This window comes from Polaromonas naphthalenivorans CJ2 (assembly GCF_000015505.1).
Lineage (GTDB): Bacteria > Pseudomonadota > Gammaproteobacteria > Burkholderiales > Burkholderiaceae_C > Polaromonas > Polaromonas naphthalenivorans.
In genome coordinates this window covers 41,691-58,745 of the sequence record NC_008781.1, presented here as the reverse complement: position 1 = coordinate 58,745, position 17,055 = coordinate 41,691, and the positions used below count along the sequence as shown (strand labels likewise).

The following is a 17,055-nucleotide window of genomic DNA, read 5'->3' as shown; positions in this document are numbered from 1 at the left end:
TTTATGGACAAACACTACCTCACCCCGCTTTTCTCCCCCCAATCCATCGTCGTCTTCGCCGGCCAGGCCGACGACCCGGACCGCCTGACATCGCGCGCCCGGGTGCTGCACCAGGCGCTGCGCGCCCAGAAGTACACCGGCACGCTGCAGTTCCTGGACATCCACACCACCGGCACGCTGGCCGACCTGGCGCAGACCGGTGCCGACCTGGCCATCATCGCGCTGCCGCCGCAGGAAGTGGCCGCCGCGCTGGAGATTGCCGGGCGCCTGACCTGCCGCTCGGCGCTGGTGATCACCAGCGGCATCAACGCCGACGGCGCTGCCGAACTCAAGCGGATTGCGCGCCGCGAAGGCATCTTCCTGCTCGGCCCGAATGGCCTGGGCCTGCAGCGCCCGCACCTGCAGCTCAATGCGAGCGCCGCCGGGCCGATGGCCAAGCCGGGTTCGCTGGCGCTGGTGTCGCAGTCCGGCGCGCTGACCGCGTCCATCCTCGACTGGGCCAGCAAGAACGGCGTCGGTTTTTCATCGGTGGTCTCGCTGGGCCCCAACACCTCGGTCGATATTGCGCAGGTGCTCGATTTCCTGGCCAACGACCGCCAGACCCAGAGCATCGTCATCTACCTCGAAGGCATCTCCAGCGCCCGCCGCTTCATGAGCGCGCTGCGCTCGGCGGCCAACGCCAAGCCGGTGGTCGTGCTCAAGGCGGGCCGGCGGCCGGCCGGCAACGAAGCGGCGCAAACCCACAGCGGCGCCATCGTCGGCAGCGACGATGTGTTCGATGCCGCCCTGCGCCGCGCCGGCGCGGTGCGCGTGCGCTCGTTTGTCGAGCTTTTTTCGGCCGCCAAATGCCTGGCCTCGCGCTACCGCCCGGTCGGCAACCGGCTGGCCATCGTCACCAACGGCGGCGGGCCGGGCGTGCTGGCGGCCGACTGGGTGAATGAAATCCACCTGCAACTGGGCAAACTGTCGCCCGAATCGTCCAGCGCCCTCAAGCCGCTGCTGCCCGAGCTGGCGTCGCTGTGCGACCTGATCGACCTGTCCGAAGAAGCCACGCCCGCACACTACAAGGCCGCCATCGAGGCGGCGGGCAATGACCGGCAGATCGACGGCGTGCTGGCGATTTTCTCGCCCAAGGAAGGGGTCGATGCCTCCGAAGTGGCGCGCGCGCTGGCCGATGTCAAGCGCAGCATGGGCAAGCCGCTGCTGTCGTGCTGGATGGGCGATGCCTCGGTCGTGATAGGGCGCGAGATCTTGAACGAAGCGGCGATTCCGACCTTTCGCACGCCCGAGGCGGCCGTCGGCGCCTTTGGCAACATCGCCTCGTTCTACCAGAACCAGCAGCTGCTCCAGCAAACGCCGCCGCCGCTCTCGACACTGGCCAAGCCCGACATCGAGGGCGCGCGGCTGATCATCGAGCATGTGCTGGCCGAGCGCCGCAAGGTGCTGACCGAGATGGAGTCCAAGACGCTGCTGTCGGCATTCCACATCCCGGTCACGCAAACGATTTTGGCGCGCAGCGCCACCGAGGCGATGATGATCGCCACGCAGCTGGGCTTTCCGGTGGCGCTGAAGATCGACTCGCCCGACATCAGCCACAAGTCGGACGTCGAAGGCGTGGCGCTGAACATCCTGAACGCCACCGGCGTGCGCGACACCTTTACCGAGATGATGCAGACCGTTTCGCGCCTGAAACCCAATGCGCGCATCAACGGCGTGACGGTGCAGACCATGGCGCGCGCCAAGCGCGGCCGCGAGGTGTGCGTCGGCCTGGTCACCGACGACCCGTTCGGCCCGGTGATCGCCTTTGGCGCGGGCGGCACCATGATCGAGCTGATCGACGACCGGGCGATGGAGCTGCCGCCGCTGAACCAGTTCCTGGCGCGCCACCTGATTTCGCGCTCGCGCGTGGCCGAAACCCTGGGCGCCTGGCGCGGCGCCAGTCCGGCCGACATGAATGCGCTGGAGCAGATCCTGCTGCGCGTCTCGGAAATGGTCTGCGAGCTGCCCCAGTTGCGCGAGATGGACATCAACCCGATCATCGTCGATGAGTCCGGCGCGGTGGCCGTCGATGCGCGCATCGTGATCGACAACGCGCCGCAGGCCATCAACGGCCGGGCCAATCCCTACAACCACCTGTCCATCCTGCCCTACCCGGCGCGCTACGAGCAGGTCTGGCCCTTGCGCGGCGGCGGCGAATACATCGTGCGCCCGATCCACCCGGACGACGCGCAGATGCTGCAGGAAATGATGTCGCACCTGTCGCAGGAAAGCCGCTATTTCCGTTTCATCTCGTCCATCGTCGAGCTGCCGCCCAGCATGCTGGCGCGCTTCACGCTGATCGACTACGACCGCGAGATGGCGCTGGTCGCCGTGTTCAAGGAGCGCCGTCCCGGCGCCAACGGCGAGGCTCTGGAAACCGAGCGCATCGTGGGCGTTTCACGCTACGTCACCAACCCCGACCAGTCGAGCTGCGAGTTCGCCCTGGTGGTGGCCGACGACTTCAGCGGCAAGGGCCTGGGTTCGCGCCTGATGCTCAGCATCATGGACGTGGCGCGCGAAAAGGGACTGTCCGAGATCGAGGGCCTGGTGCTGGCGCAAAACCCCGGCATGCTCAAGCTCATGAAGGGCTTGGGCTACACCATCAAGCCGTTTGCCGAGGACCCGGATTTCAAGCTGGTCACGCATACGCTGTGATCTGGCGGCGCGCCAGGCGATGGATAGCTGCTATCAATAATATAGCTGCTTGCGCTTATACAGACTGCGCAAACAGCCTTTTTCATCATGAAAAGGCGCGCAGGCAGTCAGAAGCGGTAAGCCAGCACGGCCGTCGCGCCCAGGTGCCGCTGCACGAAGCGGGGCTGCAAGGCCGCGCCCACGGTCACGCCGTTGCGGGTGAGGGCCTGGGCATCACCGGCGCCCGTCTGCTCGCGCCGGTACAGCACGCCAGCCCGCCACGACCAGCCGGGCTGGGCTGATGCGCCGCCGTCCAGCTCCAGGCCCAAGGCCAGCAGGCGGCTGCTTCCGAGCGGCAGCGTCACCGGGTCGGCACGCGGCAAATCGACCTTGACGTGGCCGCCAGGCCCGCCGCCCAGCCAGCCCGAAGCGCTCAGGCGCACCCGCTCGCCCAGCGCAGCCTGGTAGCGCACGCCGAGCGCGGCCTGCAGGTAGTCAAAGCGCTCCGGATAACCGAGCACATTGCCCACGCTGGCAATGTCGCGCCGGACCTGGCGGTAGCCGAGTTGCGAGCCCACGGCCCAGCTCCCGCTCACCGGCAGCCAGGCGGCGATGCCCAGGGCCTGCGCCCGCAGCTGGCTTTGCGTTTGCAAGGGCGCCTGGGTGCTGGTGATGCCGTCGTAGCCGCGCTGGCCCTGGCTGCGCGTCCATTGCGCCGACCAGTCCACCGCGCCGCAGCGCCCCAAGGCCTGCAAACCCGCGACCTGGAGCGTTCCACGCTCGCGCACCAGGGACTTGCCCTGCGCATCGAACTCTTCCCATTGGCTGCGCTCGACACCCGCCAGCGCCCCCAGGGCCGGCGCGCCGCACGGCATGGCGGCGGCGGCGCCCGACAGGGCGGACAGCAGCGCGCCAGCCACCCACCCATGCGGCCTCCGCCCGGAGTCCGCACACGCAGGATCGGACCTCAAAGCATGTCGCTCCAGAGCTTGCTCGTGGACGCTTCGTAGCTGCCGTTGGCGTCCGCATCCAGCTCGATCAGCACCGTGGTGGCGCTGGTGACAGTGACTCGGATCTTGCCGCCTGCCGCGCCGGTGATGACGAGCTGGCCGCTGCTGGGGTAAGTCTGCCCGCTTGTCCTGACGAAAGAAACCGGCGTGGCGATGCTGATGCTTCTGGACTCGAAGGCCGAGCTGCTCAGCGTTCCGTCCACCGAGGTGGTGGAGGTGAAACCGGTGCCTGCGGGGCGCAACTCCACGGAAGTCGCATAGCCGGTTAGCGTTTTGCTGTAAGTGGTGGTGCCGTAAGTCGATGAAAGGTTCAGGCTGGAAGTGCGCAGCACCAGCGACTGGTCGTTGGCGGCGCGTGCATCGATGGACAAGGCAAGGCTGCCGTTTCCAACGGTGCGCAATGACGCGGATTGCGTCGCCAGATTGTTGAAGCCGAGGGTGACCGACAAACTGTAGGGGTAATGGTCAGGATTGCCGGTCAAGCTGTTGATGGTCAGGGTCAATTGACCGTTCAACAACTGGCCTTCGAACGAGCAGTTGTTTGCCGTCAGGGAGACCGAATCGCCTGCATCCACCAGGCGATTGCCGTTGGCGTCGTTCGCTGAAATGGTCAGCGTGCCGCCGCCCGCGCAGTTTTCAGTCTGGCTCTGCACGGCGCCAACCGCCTGCACGGGCGCATCGGCCAGCCAGCGCGGCAGCTTGGGAAGCTGGTCCTGGCCAAAACGGATCAGTGCCTCGGAATCGCTGACTTGAGCGCCTGTGACAAGGCCAGTTGTGTTGGCGAGGTAAGCAGAAGACGACAGCGATTCCTGGGCGACCGCCACGTAGTTGGCAGAAGTCAGGGTGGCTTGCGTTGCAGCCGGAGTGGGCGTGGCCGCAGGGGCCGAGTCGCTGCCACCACCGCAGGCAACAAGCATGGCAGAGGCAGCAGCAAGGGTCAGGACATGGCGCATGGGGATGTTTCCGTTTATTACAAGAGAAACACTTTAACCAGCCCAGCTTACACGGCAATTGCCTTTTGGCCGCTGACTCCGTGCCTATTTCAAAGCAGCTTCATCCTTTTGGCCGCATCGCGCAACTCGCCGCGAAAGTCCGGGTGCGCGATGGCGATCAGCGCCTCGCAGCGCTGCTGGGCGGTCTTGCCGCGCAGCTGGGCCACGCCGAATTCGGTCACCACGTAGTTGATGTCGTTCTTGCTGGTGCTGACATGCGTGCCGGGCGAGAGCACCGGCACAATGCGCGAAATGGTGTCGTGCTTGGCGGTCGAGGGCAGCACGATGAAGGCCTTGCCGCCGTTCGAGCGATTCGCCGCGCGCACGAAATCGGTTTGCCCGCCGGTGCCCGAATACGGCGTGAACCCCAGGCTTTCCGAGCCGCACTGGCCCATGAAGTCGATCTGCATCGTCGCATTGATGGCATGCAGGTTGTCGTTCTGGCCGGCCAGGTAGGGGTCGTTGGTGAAGCCGACCGGATGCATCTCGACCGCTGGGTTGCGGTGCAAAAACTGATACAGCTTGTTCGAACCCAGGGCGAAGGTCGCCAGCATCTTGCCGGGCAAATAATTCTTCTTGCGGTTGGTGACGGCGCCGGCCTCGACCAGCGTCATGATGCCGTCGCCGATCATTTCGGTGTGCACGCCCAGGTCGTGCTTGTGCGTCAGCTGCATGACCACCGCGTCGGGAATGCCGCCGTAGCCGATCTGCAGCGTCGCGCCGTCCGGGATCATGTCGGCGACGTACTTGCCGATGGCTTCCTGCACCGGGCCGATCTTGGGCAGCCCGACTTCAAGCAGCGCGTCCTCGCTTTCGGTCAGCGCGGTGACCTGCGAGACGTGGATGTGGCAGTTGCCATTGGCAAACGGCACGTTGGGGTTGACCTCCAGCACCACGGCCCGGGCCTGCGCGATTGCGGCCATGGTGTAGTCGGGCGCCAGCGACAGCGAGAAAAAGCCGTGCTCGTCCATCGGCGACGCCATGGAAAACACCACATCGGCCGGAATCAGCTTGCGATTGAGCAGGTCCGGCAGTTCGGAGAAATTGGCCGAAATGAAATCCGTCCAGCCCTCCTGCCCGCCAGCGCGCGAGATGCCGCTGAAAAAGTAGGCGACATGGCGGACATGCGCGGTCGTGTCGGGGTCAAAGTAGCCGTACTTGCGCACCGGCAGGATTTGCGAAACGCTCACGTTGCGGAACTCGCGGCGCGCATCCGAGAGCGCCGTCAGCAGGGCCGGCGGCTCGCCCACGGCGGTGGGCACCACCACCGTGTCGCCGTTCATGACGACGCCAATGGCGTCGGCGGCCGACATGCGTTTTTGCTGATAAAGGGTCTGTACGGACATGGCTGCTTTCTGTTGGCTTTGATCTGAATAATTATTGATTATCAATTGACAGCGGCCCTGAATACCTGACGAGGACACGCGGACACGCCAGAGACCCGTTTGGCATCAGCCGCCGCCGCGCTGCATGTACACATCGAAGCGCTTCATGAAGGCGTGGCGCTGGCCGTCATCGAGTCCGGCAAAGGCAAAGCGCACCAGCAGGCGCGGAATCCGGGCGCTGCCGAGCACGCGGGGCGCTGCCGGCCGCCAGTCGATTTGCAGGCTGCCCGGGCCGATGCGGGCCTGCACGGATGGCCCGCTGCGCTGCCAGGCGTGGTCGCCCAGCGCGGCGGGCAGCCAGCCCAGCCATTCGGCTTCGGTGCAGCCCATGTCGCGCTCGAAAGTCTCGGCGTAATGCGCCTGCACCAGTTCAGCCGCCGGCAATCGGCGGCCAGATGGCCAGCACGTCGCCCTCTAGCAGCGTGGTGGTCAGGCGCTTTTCGGGCTCGATGTAGCGGCCGTTGACCAGCACCAGGTGGACAAGCTTGGGCGGCAGGCCGAAGGGCTCGATGACCTGGTTGATGGTGGCCTGGGGCGCCACGTCCAGTTCGATGAGGTTGCCGCGCCGCGCCGCCAGTGGCAAATAGTCGGTCAGCGTGGCGAACAGCTTGAAGGTGATCTTCATCGGCGGCGCCCGTCGCCCGCGCCGTTCCACTGGCCCTGCGCCTGGGCGCTGGCCAGGTAGGCCTGCATGAGCCGGGTCGGGTCGCTCTTGAGGACATCTTTCCAGGGGCCGAGGCGGACCGCGCCTTCGACCAGCCCGCGCATCACGCCGACATGTTCGGTCCAGCCGACACTGTTGCAGCCGACCAGCACGTCGTCCTTGAACTGCAGGCTCAGGTGCCGGCCCTTGCCGCCATCGGCCTGGCGGTCGGTCAGTTCGACCTGCTCGCTGCCGGGCACGCCCTGCCAGTTGCCAAAGCTGCTGGAAATCAGGCCCAGCGTGTCGAGCACGTTGATCTGCGTCACGCCGCGCAACTCCACCCGCTGGCCGACCATGTTGAGCGCCGCCACCCGCGCCTGCTCGGCCGCGTTGGGCTGGATGGCGCTGACGATGGTCGTGCCGCTGACCTTGTCGAAGGCCTCGGCGCAGTCGCCGGCGGCATAGACGCCGGGCACGCTGGTTTGCAAATGCTCGTCGGTCAGCACGCCCTGCAGGCAGGTGATGCCGGAGTTTTCGAGAAAGCCGATGTTGGGCTTGACGCCGGTGGCGCTGATGACCAGATCCGCTTCGACGGTCTGCCCGTTGGACAGCCGCACCTTGAGGGGCTTGCCCGCCTCGATGCCGTCAACCCGGGTGCCGGTGAATACCTGCACACCCCGGGCTTCGCACCAGCCCTTGATCATGCCGCCGGCCATCGGCCCCATCATGCGCGGCACCATGCGGTCGCCCATCTCGACCACGCTGAGCTGCACGCCGCGCTGCATCAGCGCTTCCATGATGATGCAGCCGATGAAACCGGCGCCCATCTGCAGCACGCGTGCGCCGGGCCGGGCCAGCGCCATGATCTTTCTCGCATCTTCGAGCGTCCAGCAGGTGTGAACGCCGGCGGAGTCGATGCCAGCAACCGGCGGGCTGGCGGGACGCGAGCCGGTGGCAATCAGGAGCCGGTCGTAAGCCAGCGATTCGCCGCTGCTCAGCGCTATTGTTTTTGTAGCTACATCCACTGATGCAGCGTGCGCAAACAGCTGATTTATCTTCAAATCGGCAAAATGCGACGGGCTTTTGCGCAGGTAGGTGCCGGGCTCGTCGATGTTGCCCATCAGCAGGTAGGGAATCGCCATGCGCGAGTACGGCGGCTCGGCTTCATCGCCGACCAGCGTGATGCGGTCGTTCGGCGCCTGCTTGCGGATGGTTTCGGCGGCAATCACACCGGCCGGGCCGGCGCCCAGGATGACGTGGTGGGTCATGAATCGTGTCTCCAACAATTTAAAAAAGGGGCGGACTTGCGCGCGCCCCTTCTCCTCCCCCTCCGAGAAATTTTTTTAAAGGCCGAGGCGCTCGCGGGTCGCGGCCGTCGGCACGCCTTCGCTGTCCCAGCCGCGCGCGGCATAGTACTTGGGCAGCATTTCGGCCAGCATGTTGACCTTGCCCTTGGCCGGGCCGGTCTTGGCCGCCTCCGTCAGCAGGCGCTTGGGCAATGAATCGTCGGCCTTGGTGAAACCGGCGGCGTTGTTGAACTCGCGCTCCATGTTCCAGATGCGCTCGCCGATTTTTTCCAGTTCCTCGGTCGTGTACTGCTCGCCGCAGGCGGCCTGCAGCTGGGGCGCAACATCGGCCAGGCCCCAGGCGAAGGAGGTGAACACGCAAATCCCGGCGGAGTCGAAGACCGCCGTCGCGTCCTGGAAGGCCTTGACCAGCTCGGGCTTGCCCTCGTGCTCCAGCGGATCGGTCTTGACCGGGATGCCCAGCACTTCGGAGGCAACGGTGTAGCCGCGCAAATGGCAGCCGCCCCGGTTGGACGTGGCATAGGCCAGCCCGATGCCCTGGATGGCGCGGCCGTCGTAGGCCGGGAACTCCTGGCCCTTGGACGACATCGACAGGTCGGGATGGCCGTATTTGGCCGTCAGGCGCTTGGAGCCCTGGCCGATTTCCTTGCCGAAGCCCCGGCTGTGCACCGTTTCCTCGGCCAGAAAGGCCAATGCCGCCGCCGAGCCGAACGGCGCCTCGATGCCGAGCTGCTCCTTGCTCAGCACGCCCATTTCGTAGAGTTCCATCACCGCGCCCAGGGTGGCGCCAAAGCTGATCGGGTCGATGCCTTCCTCGTTGCACAGCATGGTGGCGTACTGCAGCGCTTCCAGGTCTTTCACGCCATTGGCCGCGCCCAGCGCCCAGGCGGCTTCGTATTCGAGCCCGCCCGACGCGCCCCAGTACTGCGGCTTGTTCGACACGGTGAAATGGCCGGCGTCCATCTTGCTGATGCGCCCGCAGGCAATCGTGCAGCCGAAGCAGGCCTGGTTGGTGATCAGTTGCGCCTTGCCGTCGGTGGCGCGCGGCGTGGCCATGGCTTCGGCCGAAATGTCCTTGGCGCCCTCGAACTGCACATCCTGGTGGTTGCGGGTGGGCAGCGCGCCGACTTCATTGATCACGTTCATCAGCACCTGCGTGCCGAAGGTCGGCAGGCCCTGGCCGGTGACGGCGTTGTCGCGCAGGATTTTTTTCTTCTCGTAGGTGACCTTCATGAAGGCCTTGGGGTCGCGCAGATTGCCCACGCCCTTGGTGCCGCGCACCGCTATCGCCTTGAGGTTCTTGCTGCCCATCACGGCACCCACGCCCGAGCGGCCGGCGGCGCGGTGCAGGTCGTTGATCACGGCGGCATACAGCACGCCGTTTTCACCCGCCTTGCCGATGCAGGAAACGCGTATCAAGGGGTCCTGCAGGCTCTGCTTGATCAGCGGCTCGGTCTCCCAGACGCTCTTGCCCCAGAGGTGGGCGGCATCGCGCAGCTCGGCCGTGTCGTCGTTGATGTAGAGGTAGACCGGCGTGGGCGATTTGCCTTCAAAGATCACCATGTCCCAGCCCGCCATCTTCAGCTCGGCGCCCCAGTAGCCGCCCGAATTGGAGCAGGCAATGGCGCCGGTCAGCGGGCTCTTGGTGATGACGGTGTAGCGCCCGCCGGTCGAGGCCATGGTGCCCGTGAGCGGCCCGGTGGCCCAGATGATCTTGTTCTCCGGCGACAGCGGATCGACCTTGGGATCGACCTCGGACACCAGGTATTTGCTGCCCAGCCCGCGCGAGCCCAGGTAGCTGTGCGCCCAATCCATGTTGAGCGGCTCGGCGGCGACGGTGCCGGCGCTCAGGTTGACGCGGAGGATTTTTCCAGCCCAGGACATGTTGTTGCTCCTTAACTGGCCGAAGGCTGGTTGCCCAGCTTGTCAGCCCATTGCTGCATCCGGCCCAGGCCGGTCCAGTTGGCGTCGATGAAGGTGATGGCGCCGGTCGGGCAGGCTTCGGCGCAGGCCGGCTCGCCACCGCACAGGTCGCACTTTTGCACCTTGCCGGTTTCCTGTACATAGTTGATGGTGCCGAACGGGCAGGCGATGGTGCAGACCTTGCAGCCGACGCAGGTGGAGTCGTTGACCACCTTGGCGCCGGTCAGCTTGTCCAGCGTGATGGCTTCCACCGGGCAGGCATGCAGGCACCAGGCCTCGTCGCACTGGGTGCAGGTGTAGGGCACCTTCTTGCCGGTGTCGTGGAAGTCGAAGACCTTGATGCGCGACTTGGCGGGGGCGAAGACGCCGTAGTTGTCGAAGGAACAAGCCATTTCGCACTGCAGGCAGCCGGTGCATTTTTCAGGGTTGATGTGCAACACCTTTTGCATGAAAAACTCCTTGAGTCACGCCGGCAAGCAGCCAGCGTTGCTATGAATTGATTTGCATAGCCATTGTTGGAGTCGCGCGGCTGAAAAGCCCTAGGGCAAACCCTGATATCCGACCAGATTTCAAACCAAATCGGCCTTTTGCGCAACACCCACGGGCGCAAGCAGCTACTATTTTTATAGCAATAAGCCGTTTCAGGTGCTGGCCCGCACCACCAGCTCGTAACCCAGATCGACGCAGGGCGAGGCCACGGTCTCGCCGTTCATCAGCGCCAGCAGCATGCGCGCGGCGGCGTGGCCGATTTCGCTGCGCGGCGTGCGCACCGTGGTCAAGGGCGGCAGCATCTGGTCGCTGCCGGTCAGGTCGTTGAAGCCGGCCACCGCCACGCGCTCCGGCACCGCAACGCCCAGGCGCAGCGCCGCCAGCAAGGCGCCCTGCGCCAGGTCGTCATTGCAGAAGAACACCGCGTCCACGTCGGGCTGCTCGCCGATGATCCGCTCGAACAGGCGCGCGCCCAGCGCAATCGATGACGGCGCCGGGTCCAGCCATTCGAGCGCCGGATCGTGCAAGCCGGCAGCCAGCAGTTCGCGGCGCCAGCCTTCGAGCCGCTGCAGCGTTCGCGCATCGAGCTGCGCGGCCACGAAGGCGATGCGCCGGCGGCCGCGCGCCAGCAAATGCCGCGTCAGTTCGGCCCCCGCATCGGCCTGCGAAAAGCCGACGCTGTACACGCCGGGCACGCTGGACATTTCCATCACATGCACGCAGGGCACGCCGCTTTGCGCAATCAGCGCGCGCGCGGCGTCGCTGCGTTCAAGCCCGGTCACGACCAGGCCAGCCGGGCGCTGCAGCAGTTGCTCGCGCAGCAGTTGCTCCTCCTCGTCGGCGTTGTAGTGCGTCACGCCCATCAGCGTCTGGTAGCCGGCCGGGCGCAGGCTGCGCTGCACGGCTTCGAGCAGATCGACGAACAAGGCGTTCGACAGCATCGGAATCAGCACCGCGACGTGCGAGCTGCGCTGCGACGCCAGCGCGCGCGCCGCCGGGTCGGGCACATAACCCAGCGAGCGCGCCGCCGCCTGCACGCGCTCGACCAGCGCCGGATCGACGGCGCGCTCGCCGCGCAGCGCGCGCGACACGGTGATCGGGCTGACGCCGGCGGCTTGCGCCACGTCGGTCAGGGTAACGCGGCCGGTGGCGCGGGGGCGAAGGCGGGCTGGTGTCATGAATCCTAGGGAAACTACTGAGTGGTAAGGGGCTGATGCTCGCATAGGATAGCGCTATCCCAAGGCGTGCGCCAGCCGGACAATCCCTAGGCCGCCCTCGCAGGCGGCCTGGAAAAAAGGTTCCCCGGCCAGCACGCCTTTTATTTCCACCTCAACGGATAGCGCTATCCAAGGTTTTTAGACATGACAGATTCCCTCGTGATCATGGGTGTGGCCGGTTGCGGCAAGTCCAGCCTGGGCGCCGCCGTGGCGCAGGCCACCGGCCTGGCATTGGTCGAAGGCGACGACTTCCACAGCGAAGCCAGCCGCGCCAAGATGAGCCAGGGCATCGCCCTGCTGGATGCCGACCGCGACGGCTGGCTGGGCGTGCTGGGCGAGCAGCTGCGCGCCCACCCCGAAGGCCTGGTGCTGACCTGCTCGGCGCTGAAACTTTCCTACCGCGAGCGCCTGCGCCAGGCCGCGCCCGGCCTGCGCTTCGTGTTCCTGGACATCAGCCGCGAACAGGCGCAGGCCCGGGTGGCGGCGCGCGCCGCGCAGCATTTCTTCTCGACCACGCTGGTGGACAGCCAGTTCGCCACGCTCGAAGCGCCCACGGGCGAAGCGGGCGTGCTGCGCGTCGATGCGCTCAAATCGCTGGACCAGCTGCAGGCCGAAGTCACTGAATGGCTCACCGCCAAAAAGGAGCAGGCATGACGACCGAAACCCTGATCGAAGCGCCGAAAAGCCGCTTCCAGCGCATCAGCAACCTGCTGCTGGCCATCTGCCTGGGCGTGATGGCCGTGGCGGTGTTCGTCAACGTCGTGCTGCGCTACGGCTTTGGCAGCGGCGTTCCGGCCAGCGAAGAGCTGTCGCGCCTGCTGTTCGTCTGGATGGTGTTCATCGGCGCGACCGCCGCCTACCCGGCCGGCGAGCACATGGCCTTCACCAGCCTGGTGGGCCTGCTGAAAAACCAGCCCCGCCTCATGCTGGCCATGACGATTTTCATCCGCCTGCTGGTGCTGCTGGGCTGCGCGCTGATCGGCTGGGGCGCCTGGCAACAGGTCGTCGTCGGGCTGGACAGCCATTCGGTGGTGCTGAACTACCCGACCGCGCTGCTGCCGCTGCCGGCCTTTTTGTGCGCCACGGCCATCGGCCTGATGGCGCTGTTCGAGATCATCAACCGCACGCCGCTGGACCTCGGCCACGGCGCGGAAGTGGAGTAAACACCATGAGCAACGAAGGCCTCGCTTTCATCGTTTTTTCAGCCGGCATGCTGCTGCTCATGGGCATCGGCATGAACATGGGCCTGGCGCTGGTGCTGACCGGCGCCGGCATGGCCGCCGTGCTCGGCTTCTGGGACACCCAGCTGCTGGCGCAAAACCTGGTCGCCGGCGTGGACAGCTTTCCGCTGCTGGCCGTGCCATTTTTTATCCTGGCCGGCGAGCTGATGAACTCGGGCGGCATCAGCAGCCGCATCATCGCCATGGCGCAGGCCTGGGTCGGCCACATTCGCGGCGGGCTGGGCTTCGTGGCGATTGCCGCGGCCGTGATGATGGCCAGCATGAGCGGCTCGGCGCTGGCCGACACCGCCGCGCTGGCGACCATCCTGCTGCCGATGATGCGCCAGCAGGGCTACCCGATGCACACCTCGGCCGGCCTGATTGCCTCGGGCGGCATCATCGCGCCCATCATTCCGCCGTCCATGCCCTTCGTGATCTACGGCGTGACCACCAATACGTCGATCTCGGCGCTGTTCATCTCGGGCATCGTGCCGGGCATCATCATGGGCATCGGCCTGATCATTGCGTGGAAACTGGTGCTGCGCAAGATGGACCTGCCGCAAGGCCAGCCGCTGCCCATGAAGGAACGGCTGCGCGCCACCGCCAAGGCTTTCTGGGCCATGCTGATGCCGATCATCATCATCGGCGGCATGAAAACCGGCATCTTCACGCCGACCGAAGCGGCCGTGGTGGCCGCGTTCTACGCGCTGTTCGTCGCCCTGTTCGTGCACCGCGAGATGAAGCTGGCCGAGATCCACGGCGTGCTGGTGCGCGCGGGCAAGACCACCGCCATCGTCATGTTTTTGTGCGCCGGCGCCCAAGTAGCGAGCTACATGATCACGCTGGCCGACCTGCCGGGCACGCTCACCGGCTGGCTCGGCCCGCTGGTCGAAAGCCCCAAGCTCTTGATGGCCGTGATGATGATCGTGCTGGTCATCGTCGGCACGGCGCTGGACCTGACGCCGACGATTTTGATCTTCGCGCCGGTGATGCTGCCGATTGCGGTCAAGGCCGGCATCGACCCGGTGTACTTCGGCCTGATGTTCGTGCTCAACGGCGCGATCGGCCTGATCACGCCGCCCGTGGGCACCGTGCTCAACGTGGTGGCCGGCGTCGGCCGGATGCCGCTGCACCGGGTGATCCAGGGGGTCAACCCTTTTCTCATCACCTATGTGCTGATCCTTGTCATGTTCGTCATCTTTCCCCAGATCGTCACCGCGCCCGTCGCGTGGATGCGCTAAGCCTTTTGTCAACCGTCCCATAACTCCAGGAGACTTTTCCATGACTTTTCTTCGTAGAACCGTGATTGCCGCCGCCGCTGCCGTGGCCTTGAGCGCCTCGTTTTCCGCGCTGGCGCAGGACATCAAGCCGCGCCTGATCCGCTTCGGCTACGGCCTGAACGAGCAAAGCAACCAGGGCCGCGCCGCCAAGGTATTCGCCGACGAGGTCGCCAAGGCCTCGGGCGGCAAGATGAAGGTGCGCGCCATCGGCGCCGCCGCGCTCGGCCCCGACACGCAGATGCAGCAGGCCCTGATTGGCGGCGCGCAGGAAATGATGGTCGGCTCGACCGCCACGCTGGTCGGCATCACCAAGGAAATGGCGCTGTGGGACACGCCCTTCCTGATCAACAACACCAAGGAAGCCGACGCCCTGCTTGACGGCCCGATTGGCGAGAAGATCAAGGACAAGCTGCAGGACAAAGGGCTGGTCGGCCTGGTCTATTGGGAAAACGGCTTTCGCAACCTGACCAACAGCAAGCGCCCGGTCACCAAGGTCGAGGATCTGGACGGCATCAAGCTGCGCGTGATGCAGAACAACGTGTTTTTGAGCAGCTTCAAGACGCTGGGCGCCAACGCCATTCCGATGGCGTTTTCCGAACTCTTCGGCGCGCTGGAAACCAAGACCGTCGATGGCCAGGAAAACCCGTACAACACGATTTTGTCGAGCAAGTTCTACGAGGTGCAGAAGTACCTGACGGTGACCAACCACGTTTACAGCCCGTGGATCGTGCTGGTCAGCAAGAAGTGGTGGGACCAGCTGTCCAAGGCCGAGCAGAAGGTGCTGATGGACGCGGCCAAGACCAGCCGCGACTACGAGCGCAAGGACACGCGCGAGGAAGCCTCCAAAGCCATGGCCGACCTCAAGGCCAAGGGCATGCTGGTCAATGAGCTGGCGCCCGCAGAAGCCGACCGCATGCGCAACAAGCTGACCCGCGTGTATGCCGAAATCGGCACCGAAGTCGGCATGGACCTGTGGATTGCCACGCAGAACGAACTGCTGAAGATTCGCGGCAAGAAATGACGGCCAGCGCGCCCGTGACTCGGTATAGTGGGCGTTTTTGACCATGAAAATCGCCCTCATTGCCCACGATCATAAAAAAGACGACATCGTCCTGCTCGCCCGGGAGTTCACGCCCTTTCTTTCGGCTTGCCAGCTGATGGCGACCGGCACCACCGGGCGCCGGCTCCATGACGAGGCGGGCCTGACGGTCGAGTGCCTGCTCAGCGGCCCGTTCGGCGGCGACCTGCAGATCGGCGCCCGGCTGGCCGTCGGCGACGTGGACGTGGTGGTCTTTCTGCGCGACCCCATGACCGCCCAGCCGCACGAGCCGGACATCAATGCGCTGGTTCGCGCCTGCGACGTGCACAACGTGCCCTGCGCCACCAATCTGGCCGGCGCGCGCATCCTGCTCAGGGGACTGATCCTGCAGGGTTGCGTTCACCCTTGAAGCGTGCGTGCCGCGCACGCTTGCCGCCGTGGCGCCGTTTCTTGCACCAAAACAAGGCCTTCGAAAGATCAAACCCGGATTCTTTGCGAAATGCACTGCAATGGTTCGTGAACCAACGCCGGACAAGCGCTTGATGGGCGCTGCGCATCCCGGCGGATTGGCGCGCCCGCCCCTCTGAAAATCGCATCAGGACAGGCCGTATCCTGAGTGCGGAAAAAGTTTGGCACCGATATTGCTTCGGTTTTTAGCGCGGGGCAGCCACACTGGATTGCTTCTACAAATGACAGCTAGGGTTCCGGCCACTTGTTCGCAAGCGGTGTCTGGTCCGAGAGCAGTCGGCCAGCAGCGGCCCACACCACTGCAGGTTCCACGGCGGGACAAAAGCCCGGGAGGTTCACTTCGTGATCGAGGTGGTCTCCCGCATTTGTCCTTCAACCTGGAGCCTTGCCATGTCTTCTCATTTCTTCTCGCTTTTCACGATTTCTCATGCGTTCAAGCGCAGTGTCGCCGGCGCCTGCCTGGTGCTGGCAGGCGTGGGTGCGGCCAGCGTGCCGATGCCTGCAGCGGCCGAAGTCAAGGTCGGCGTGTCCGACTGGCCAGGCTGGGTGGCCTGGTACGTGGCCGAGCAAAAAGGCTTTTTCAAGAAGAACGGCGCCGACGTCAAGCTCGTCTGGTTTGCCAACTACACCGATTCCATCGGCGCGCTGTCCTCGGGCCAGCTCGACGCCAACTCCCAGACCTGGTCCGACACGCTCGGCCCCCTGGCCAAGGGCCTGCCGCTCAAGGCGATTCTGGTCAACGACAACTCGGCCGGCAACGACGCGCTGATGGTCGGCCCGAAGATCACCTCCTTCGCCCAGCTCAAGGGCAAGAAAGTGGCGCTGGAGCAATTCAGCATTTCGCACTTCGTGCTGGCCACGGCGCTGGCCAAGAACGGCATGAAGCTCGATGACGTGAAGATCGTCAACCTGTCCGCCGGCGACGCCGCCGCCGCCTTCATCAGCGGCAAGGTCGATGCCGCCGTGCTGTGGAACCCCTGGGTGAACCAGATCGAAAAAAGCGGCAAGGGCAAGGCCTTGTTCACCTCCAGGGACATGCCCGGCCTGGTGCCCGACTTGCTGGTGGCCCAGGACAAGGCCATCCAGACCAAGCGCAAGGAGCTGGTCGGCATGATCAAGGCCTGGTTCGAGACCGAAAAGTTCATCCGCGAGCAACCCGCCGAAGCCGCCAAAATCATGTCCAAGGTGGTCAGCATGTCGCCCGAGGAATACACCGTGTTCCTGCCCGGCACCAGGTTCTTCGACGCCGCCGCCAACACCCGTGCTTTTGACGCCAAACAGGCGCTGTCGCTGTCCAGCACCGCGCCCACCATCGCTGCCTTTTTGACCCAGTACAAGCTGATCGAAGGCAAGCCTGATGCCGCCAAGGGCATTGACGGCACGCTGCTGCAAGACGCGTTGAAGTAAGG

At 65.3% G+C, this 17,055-nt stretch carries 16 protein-coding genes and 1 riboswitch; of the genes, 7 read left to right on the top strand and 9 right to left on the bottom strand.

The features are described 5' to 3' along the window. Positions 1-3 precede the first annotated feature (3 nt). Positions 4-2,694, top strand: a complete 2,691-nt coding sequence (locus tag PNAP_RS00295; protein ID WP_011799492.1) for a bifunctional acetate--CoA ligase family protein/GNAT family N-acetyltransferase — start codon at positions 4-6, stop codon at positions 2,692-2,694. A gap of 107 nt (positions 2,695-2,801) precedes the next feature. Here the strand turns inward: PNAP_RS00295 and PNAP_RS00290 are convergent, their stop codons facing one another. The 9 genes from PNAP_RS00290 to gntR all read right to left on the bottom strand — a co-directional run bounded on the left by PNAP_RS00290 (position 2,802) and on the right by gntR (position 11,600). Next, on the bottom strand, positions 2,802-3,593 hold the full coding sequence (locus PNAP_RS00290; RefSeq protein ID WP_011799491.1) for a hypothetical protein: 792 nt from the start codon (positions 3,591-3,593) through the stop codon (positions 2,802-2,804). 47 nt (positions 3,594-3,640) lie between these two features. Continuing rightward, positions 3,641-4,636 carry a hypothetical protein gene (locus PNAP_RS00280; RefSeq protein WP_011799490.1) on the bottom strand — a complete coding sequence of 332 codons (996 nt, stop codon included), beginning with the start codon at positions 4,634-4,636 and terminating at the stop codon, positions 3,641-3,643. Positions 4,637-4,725: 89 nt separating this feature from the next. Then, a complete protein-coding gene (locus tag PNAP_RS00275) occupies positions 4,726-6,021 on the bottom strand; it encodes an acetyl-CoA hydrolase/transferase family protein (RefSeq protein WP_011799489.1) in 1,296 nt (431 codons plus the stop codon). 105 nt (positions 6,022-6,126) lie between these two features. Further along, a complete protein-coding gene (locus tag PNAP_RS00270; protein WP_232290733.1) occupies positions 6,127-6,444 on the bottom strand; it encodes a hypothetical protein in 318 nt (105 codons plus the stop codon). Continuing rightward, positions 6,431-6,685 carry a MoaD/ThiS family protein gene (locus PNAP_RS00265; RefSeq protein WP_011799487.1) on the bottom strand — a complete coding sequence of 85 codons (255 nt, stop codon included), beginning with the start codon at positions 6,683-6,685 and terminating at the stop codon, positions 6,431-6,433. The genes PNAP_RS00270 and PNAP_RS00265 overlap by 14 nt, the downstream gene beginning before the upstream one ends. Beyond that, positions 6,682-7,971, bottom strand: coding sequence for an NAD(P)/FAD-dependent oxidoreductase (locus PNAP_RS00260; protein WP_011799486.1), 1,290 nt, complete (start codon positions 7,969-7,971; stop codon positions 6,682-6,684). The genes PNAP_RS00265 and PNAP_RS00260 overlap by 4 nt, the downstream gene beginning before the upstream one ends. A 75-nt stretch (positions 7,972-8,046) precedes the next feature. Next, entirely contained in the window at positions 8,047-9,894 is a 1,848-nt protein-coding gene (locus tag PNAP_RS00255) for an aldehyde ferredoxin oxidoreductase family protein (protein ID WP_011799485.1), read from the bottom strand. A gap of 11 nt (positions 9,895-9,905) precedes the next feature. Next, complete coding sequence (locus tag PNAP_RS00250) at positions 9,906-10,382, bottom strand: 4Fe-4S dicluster domain-containing protein (RefSeq protein ID WP_011799484.1); 477 nt, start codon at positions 10,380-10,382, stop codon at positions 9,906-9,908. A 192-nt stretch (positions 10,383-10,574) separates the two neighbouring features. Continuing rightward, entirely contained in the window at positions 10,575-11,600 is a 1,026-nt protein-coding gene (gene gntR, locus PNAP_RS00245; protein WP_041376419.1) for an HTH-type transcriptional regulator GntR, read from the bottom strand. Between the two features lie 183 nt (positions 11,601-11,783). On the opposite strand from gntR, the gene PNAP_RS00240 reads away from it, so the two are divergent. The 6 genes from PNAP_RS00240 to PNAP_RS00215 all read left to right on the top strand — a co-directional run bounded on the left by PNAP_RS00240 (position 11,784) and on the right by PNAP_RS00215 (position 17,053). Further along, the gene (locus PNAP_RS00240; RefSeq protein WP_011799482.1) at positions 11,784-12,293 is read left to right on the top strand and encodes a gluconokinase; all 510 of its coding nucleotides are present in this window, start codon (positions 11,784-11,786) and stop codon (positions 12,291-12,293) included. Further along, positions 12,290-12,802 (top strand): TRAP transporter small permease, encoded by a 513-nt coding sequence (locus tag PNAP_RS00235; RefSeq protein ID WP_011799481.1) that lies wholly within the window; start codon positions 12,290-12,292, stop codon positions 12,800-12,802. Before PNAP_RS00240 ends, PNAP_RS00235 begins: the two co-directional genes overlap by 4 nt. A gap of 5 nt (positions 12,803-12,807) precedes the next feature. Continuing rightward, positions 12,808-14,100 (top strand): TRAP transporter large permease, encoded by a 1,293-nt coding sequence (locus PNAP_RS00230; protein ID WP_011799480.1) that lies wholly within the window; start codon positions 12,808-12,810, stop codon positions 14,098-14,100. Positions 14,101-14,140: 40 nt separating this feature from the next. Then, positions 14,141-15,160 (top strand): TRAP transporter substrate-binding protein, encoded by a 1,020-nt coding sequence (locus tag PNAP_RS00225; protein ID WP_011799479.1) that lies wholly within the window; start codon positions 14,141-14,143, stop codon positions 15,158-15,160. A 37-nt stretch (positions 15,161-15,197) separates the two neighbouring features. Continuing rightward, positions 15,198-15,587 carry a methylglyoxal synthase gene (locus tag PNAP_RS00220; protein WP_041376418.1) on the top strand — a complete coding sequence of 130 codons (390 nt, stop codon included), beginning with the start codon at positions 15,198-15,200 and terminating at the stop codon, positions 15,585-15,587. Between the two features lie 276 nt (positions 15,588-15,863). Beyond that, a riboswitch (guanidine-I (ykkC/yxkD leader) is annotated at positions 15,864-15,981 on the top strand. Between the two features lie 55 nt (positions 15,982-16,036). Next, positions 16,037-17,053, top strand: a complete 1,017-nt coding sequence (locus PNAP_RS00215; protein WP_011799477.1) for an ABC transporter substrate-binding protein — start codon at positions 16,037-16,039, stop codon at positions 17,051-17,053. The last annotated feature ends 2 nt before the right edge of the window (positions 17,054-17,055 follow it).

What these genes read in the sequence shown, in the direction of transcription:
- PNAP_RS00250 (WP_011799484.1), bottom strand. Translation starts at nt 10,382, where the DNA reads ATGCAAAAGGTGTTGCACATCAACCCTGAAAAATGCACCGGCTGCCTG.
- PNAP_RS00255 (WP_011799485.1), bottom strand. Translation starts at nt 9,894, where the DNA reads ATGTCCTGGGCTGGAAAAATCCTCCGCGTCAACCTGAGCGCCGGCACC.
- PNAP_RS00240 (WP_011799482.1), top strand. Translation starts at nt 11,784, where the DNA reads ATGACAGATTCCCTCGTGATCATGGGTGTGGCCGGTTGCGGCAAGTCC.
- PNAP_RS00215 (WP_011799477.1), top strand. Translation starts at nt 16,037, where the DNA reads ATGTCTTCTCATTTCTTCTCGCTTTTCACGATTTCTCATGCGTTCAAG.
- PNAP_RS00225 (WP_011799479.1), top strand. Translation starts at nt 14,141, where the DNA reads ATGACTTTTCTTCGTAGAACCGTGATTGCCGCCGCCGCTGCCGTGGCC.
- PNAP_RS00265 (WP_011799487.1), bottom strand. Translation starts at nt 6,685, where the DNA reads ATGAAGATCACCTTCAAGCTGTTCGCCACGCTGACCGACTATTTGCCA.
- PNAP_RS00230 (WP_011799480.1), top strand. Translation starts at nt 12,808, where the DNA reads ATGAGCAACGAAGGCCTCGCTTTCATCGTTTTTTCAGCCGGCATGCTG.
- PNAP_RS00280 (WP_011799490.1), bottom strand. Translation starts at nt 4,636, where the DNA reads ATGCGCCATGTCCTGACCCTTGCTGCTGCCTCTGCCATGCTTGTTGCC.
- PNAP_RS00275 (WP_011799489.1), bottom strand. Translation starts at nt 6,021, where the DNA reads ATGTCCGTACAGACCCTTTATCAGCAAAAACGCATGTCGGCCGCCGAC.
- PNAP_RS00260 (WP_011799486.1), bottom strand. Translation starts at nt 7,971, where the DNA reads ATGACCCACCACGTCATCCTGGGCGCCGGCCCGGCCGGTGTGATTGCC.
- PNAP_RS00235 (WP_011799481.1), top strand. Translation starts at nt 12,290, where the DNA reads ATGACGACCGAAACCCTGATCGAAGCGCCGAAAAGCCGCTTCCAGCGC.
- gntR (WP_041376419.1), bottom strand. Translation starts at nt 11,600, where the DNA reads ATGACACCAGCCCGCCTTCGCCCCCGCGCCACCGGCCGCGTTACCCTG.
- PNAP_RS00295 (WP_011799492.1), top strand. Translation starts at nt 4, where the DNA reads ATGGACAAACACTACCTCACCCCGCTTTTCTCCCCCCAATCCATCGTC.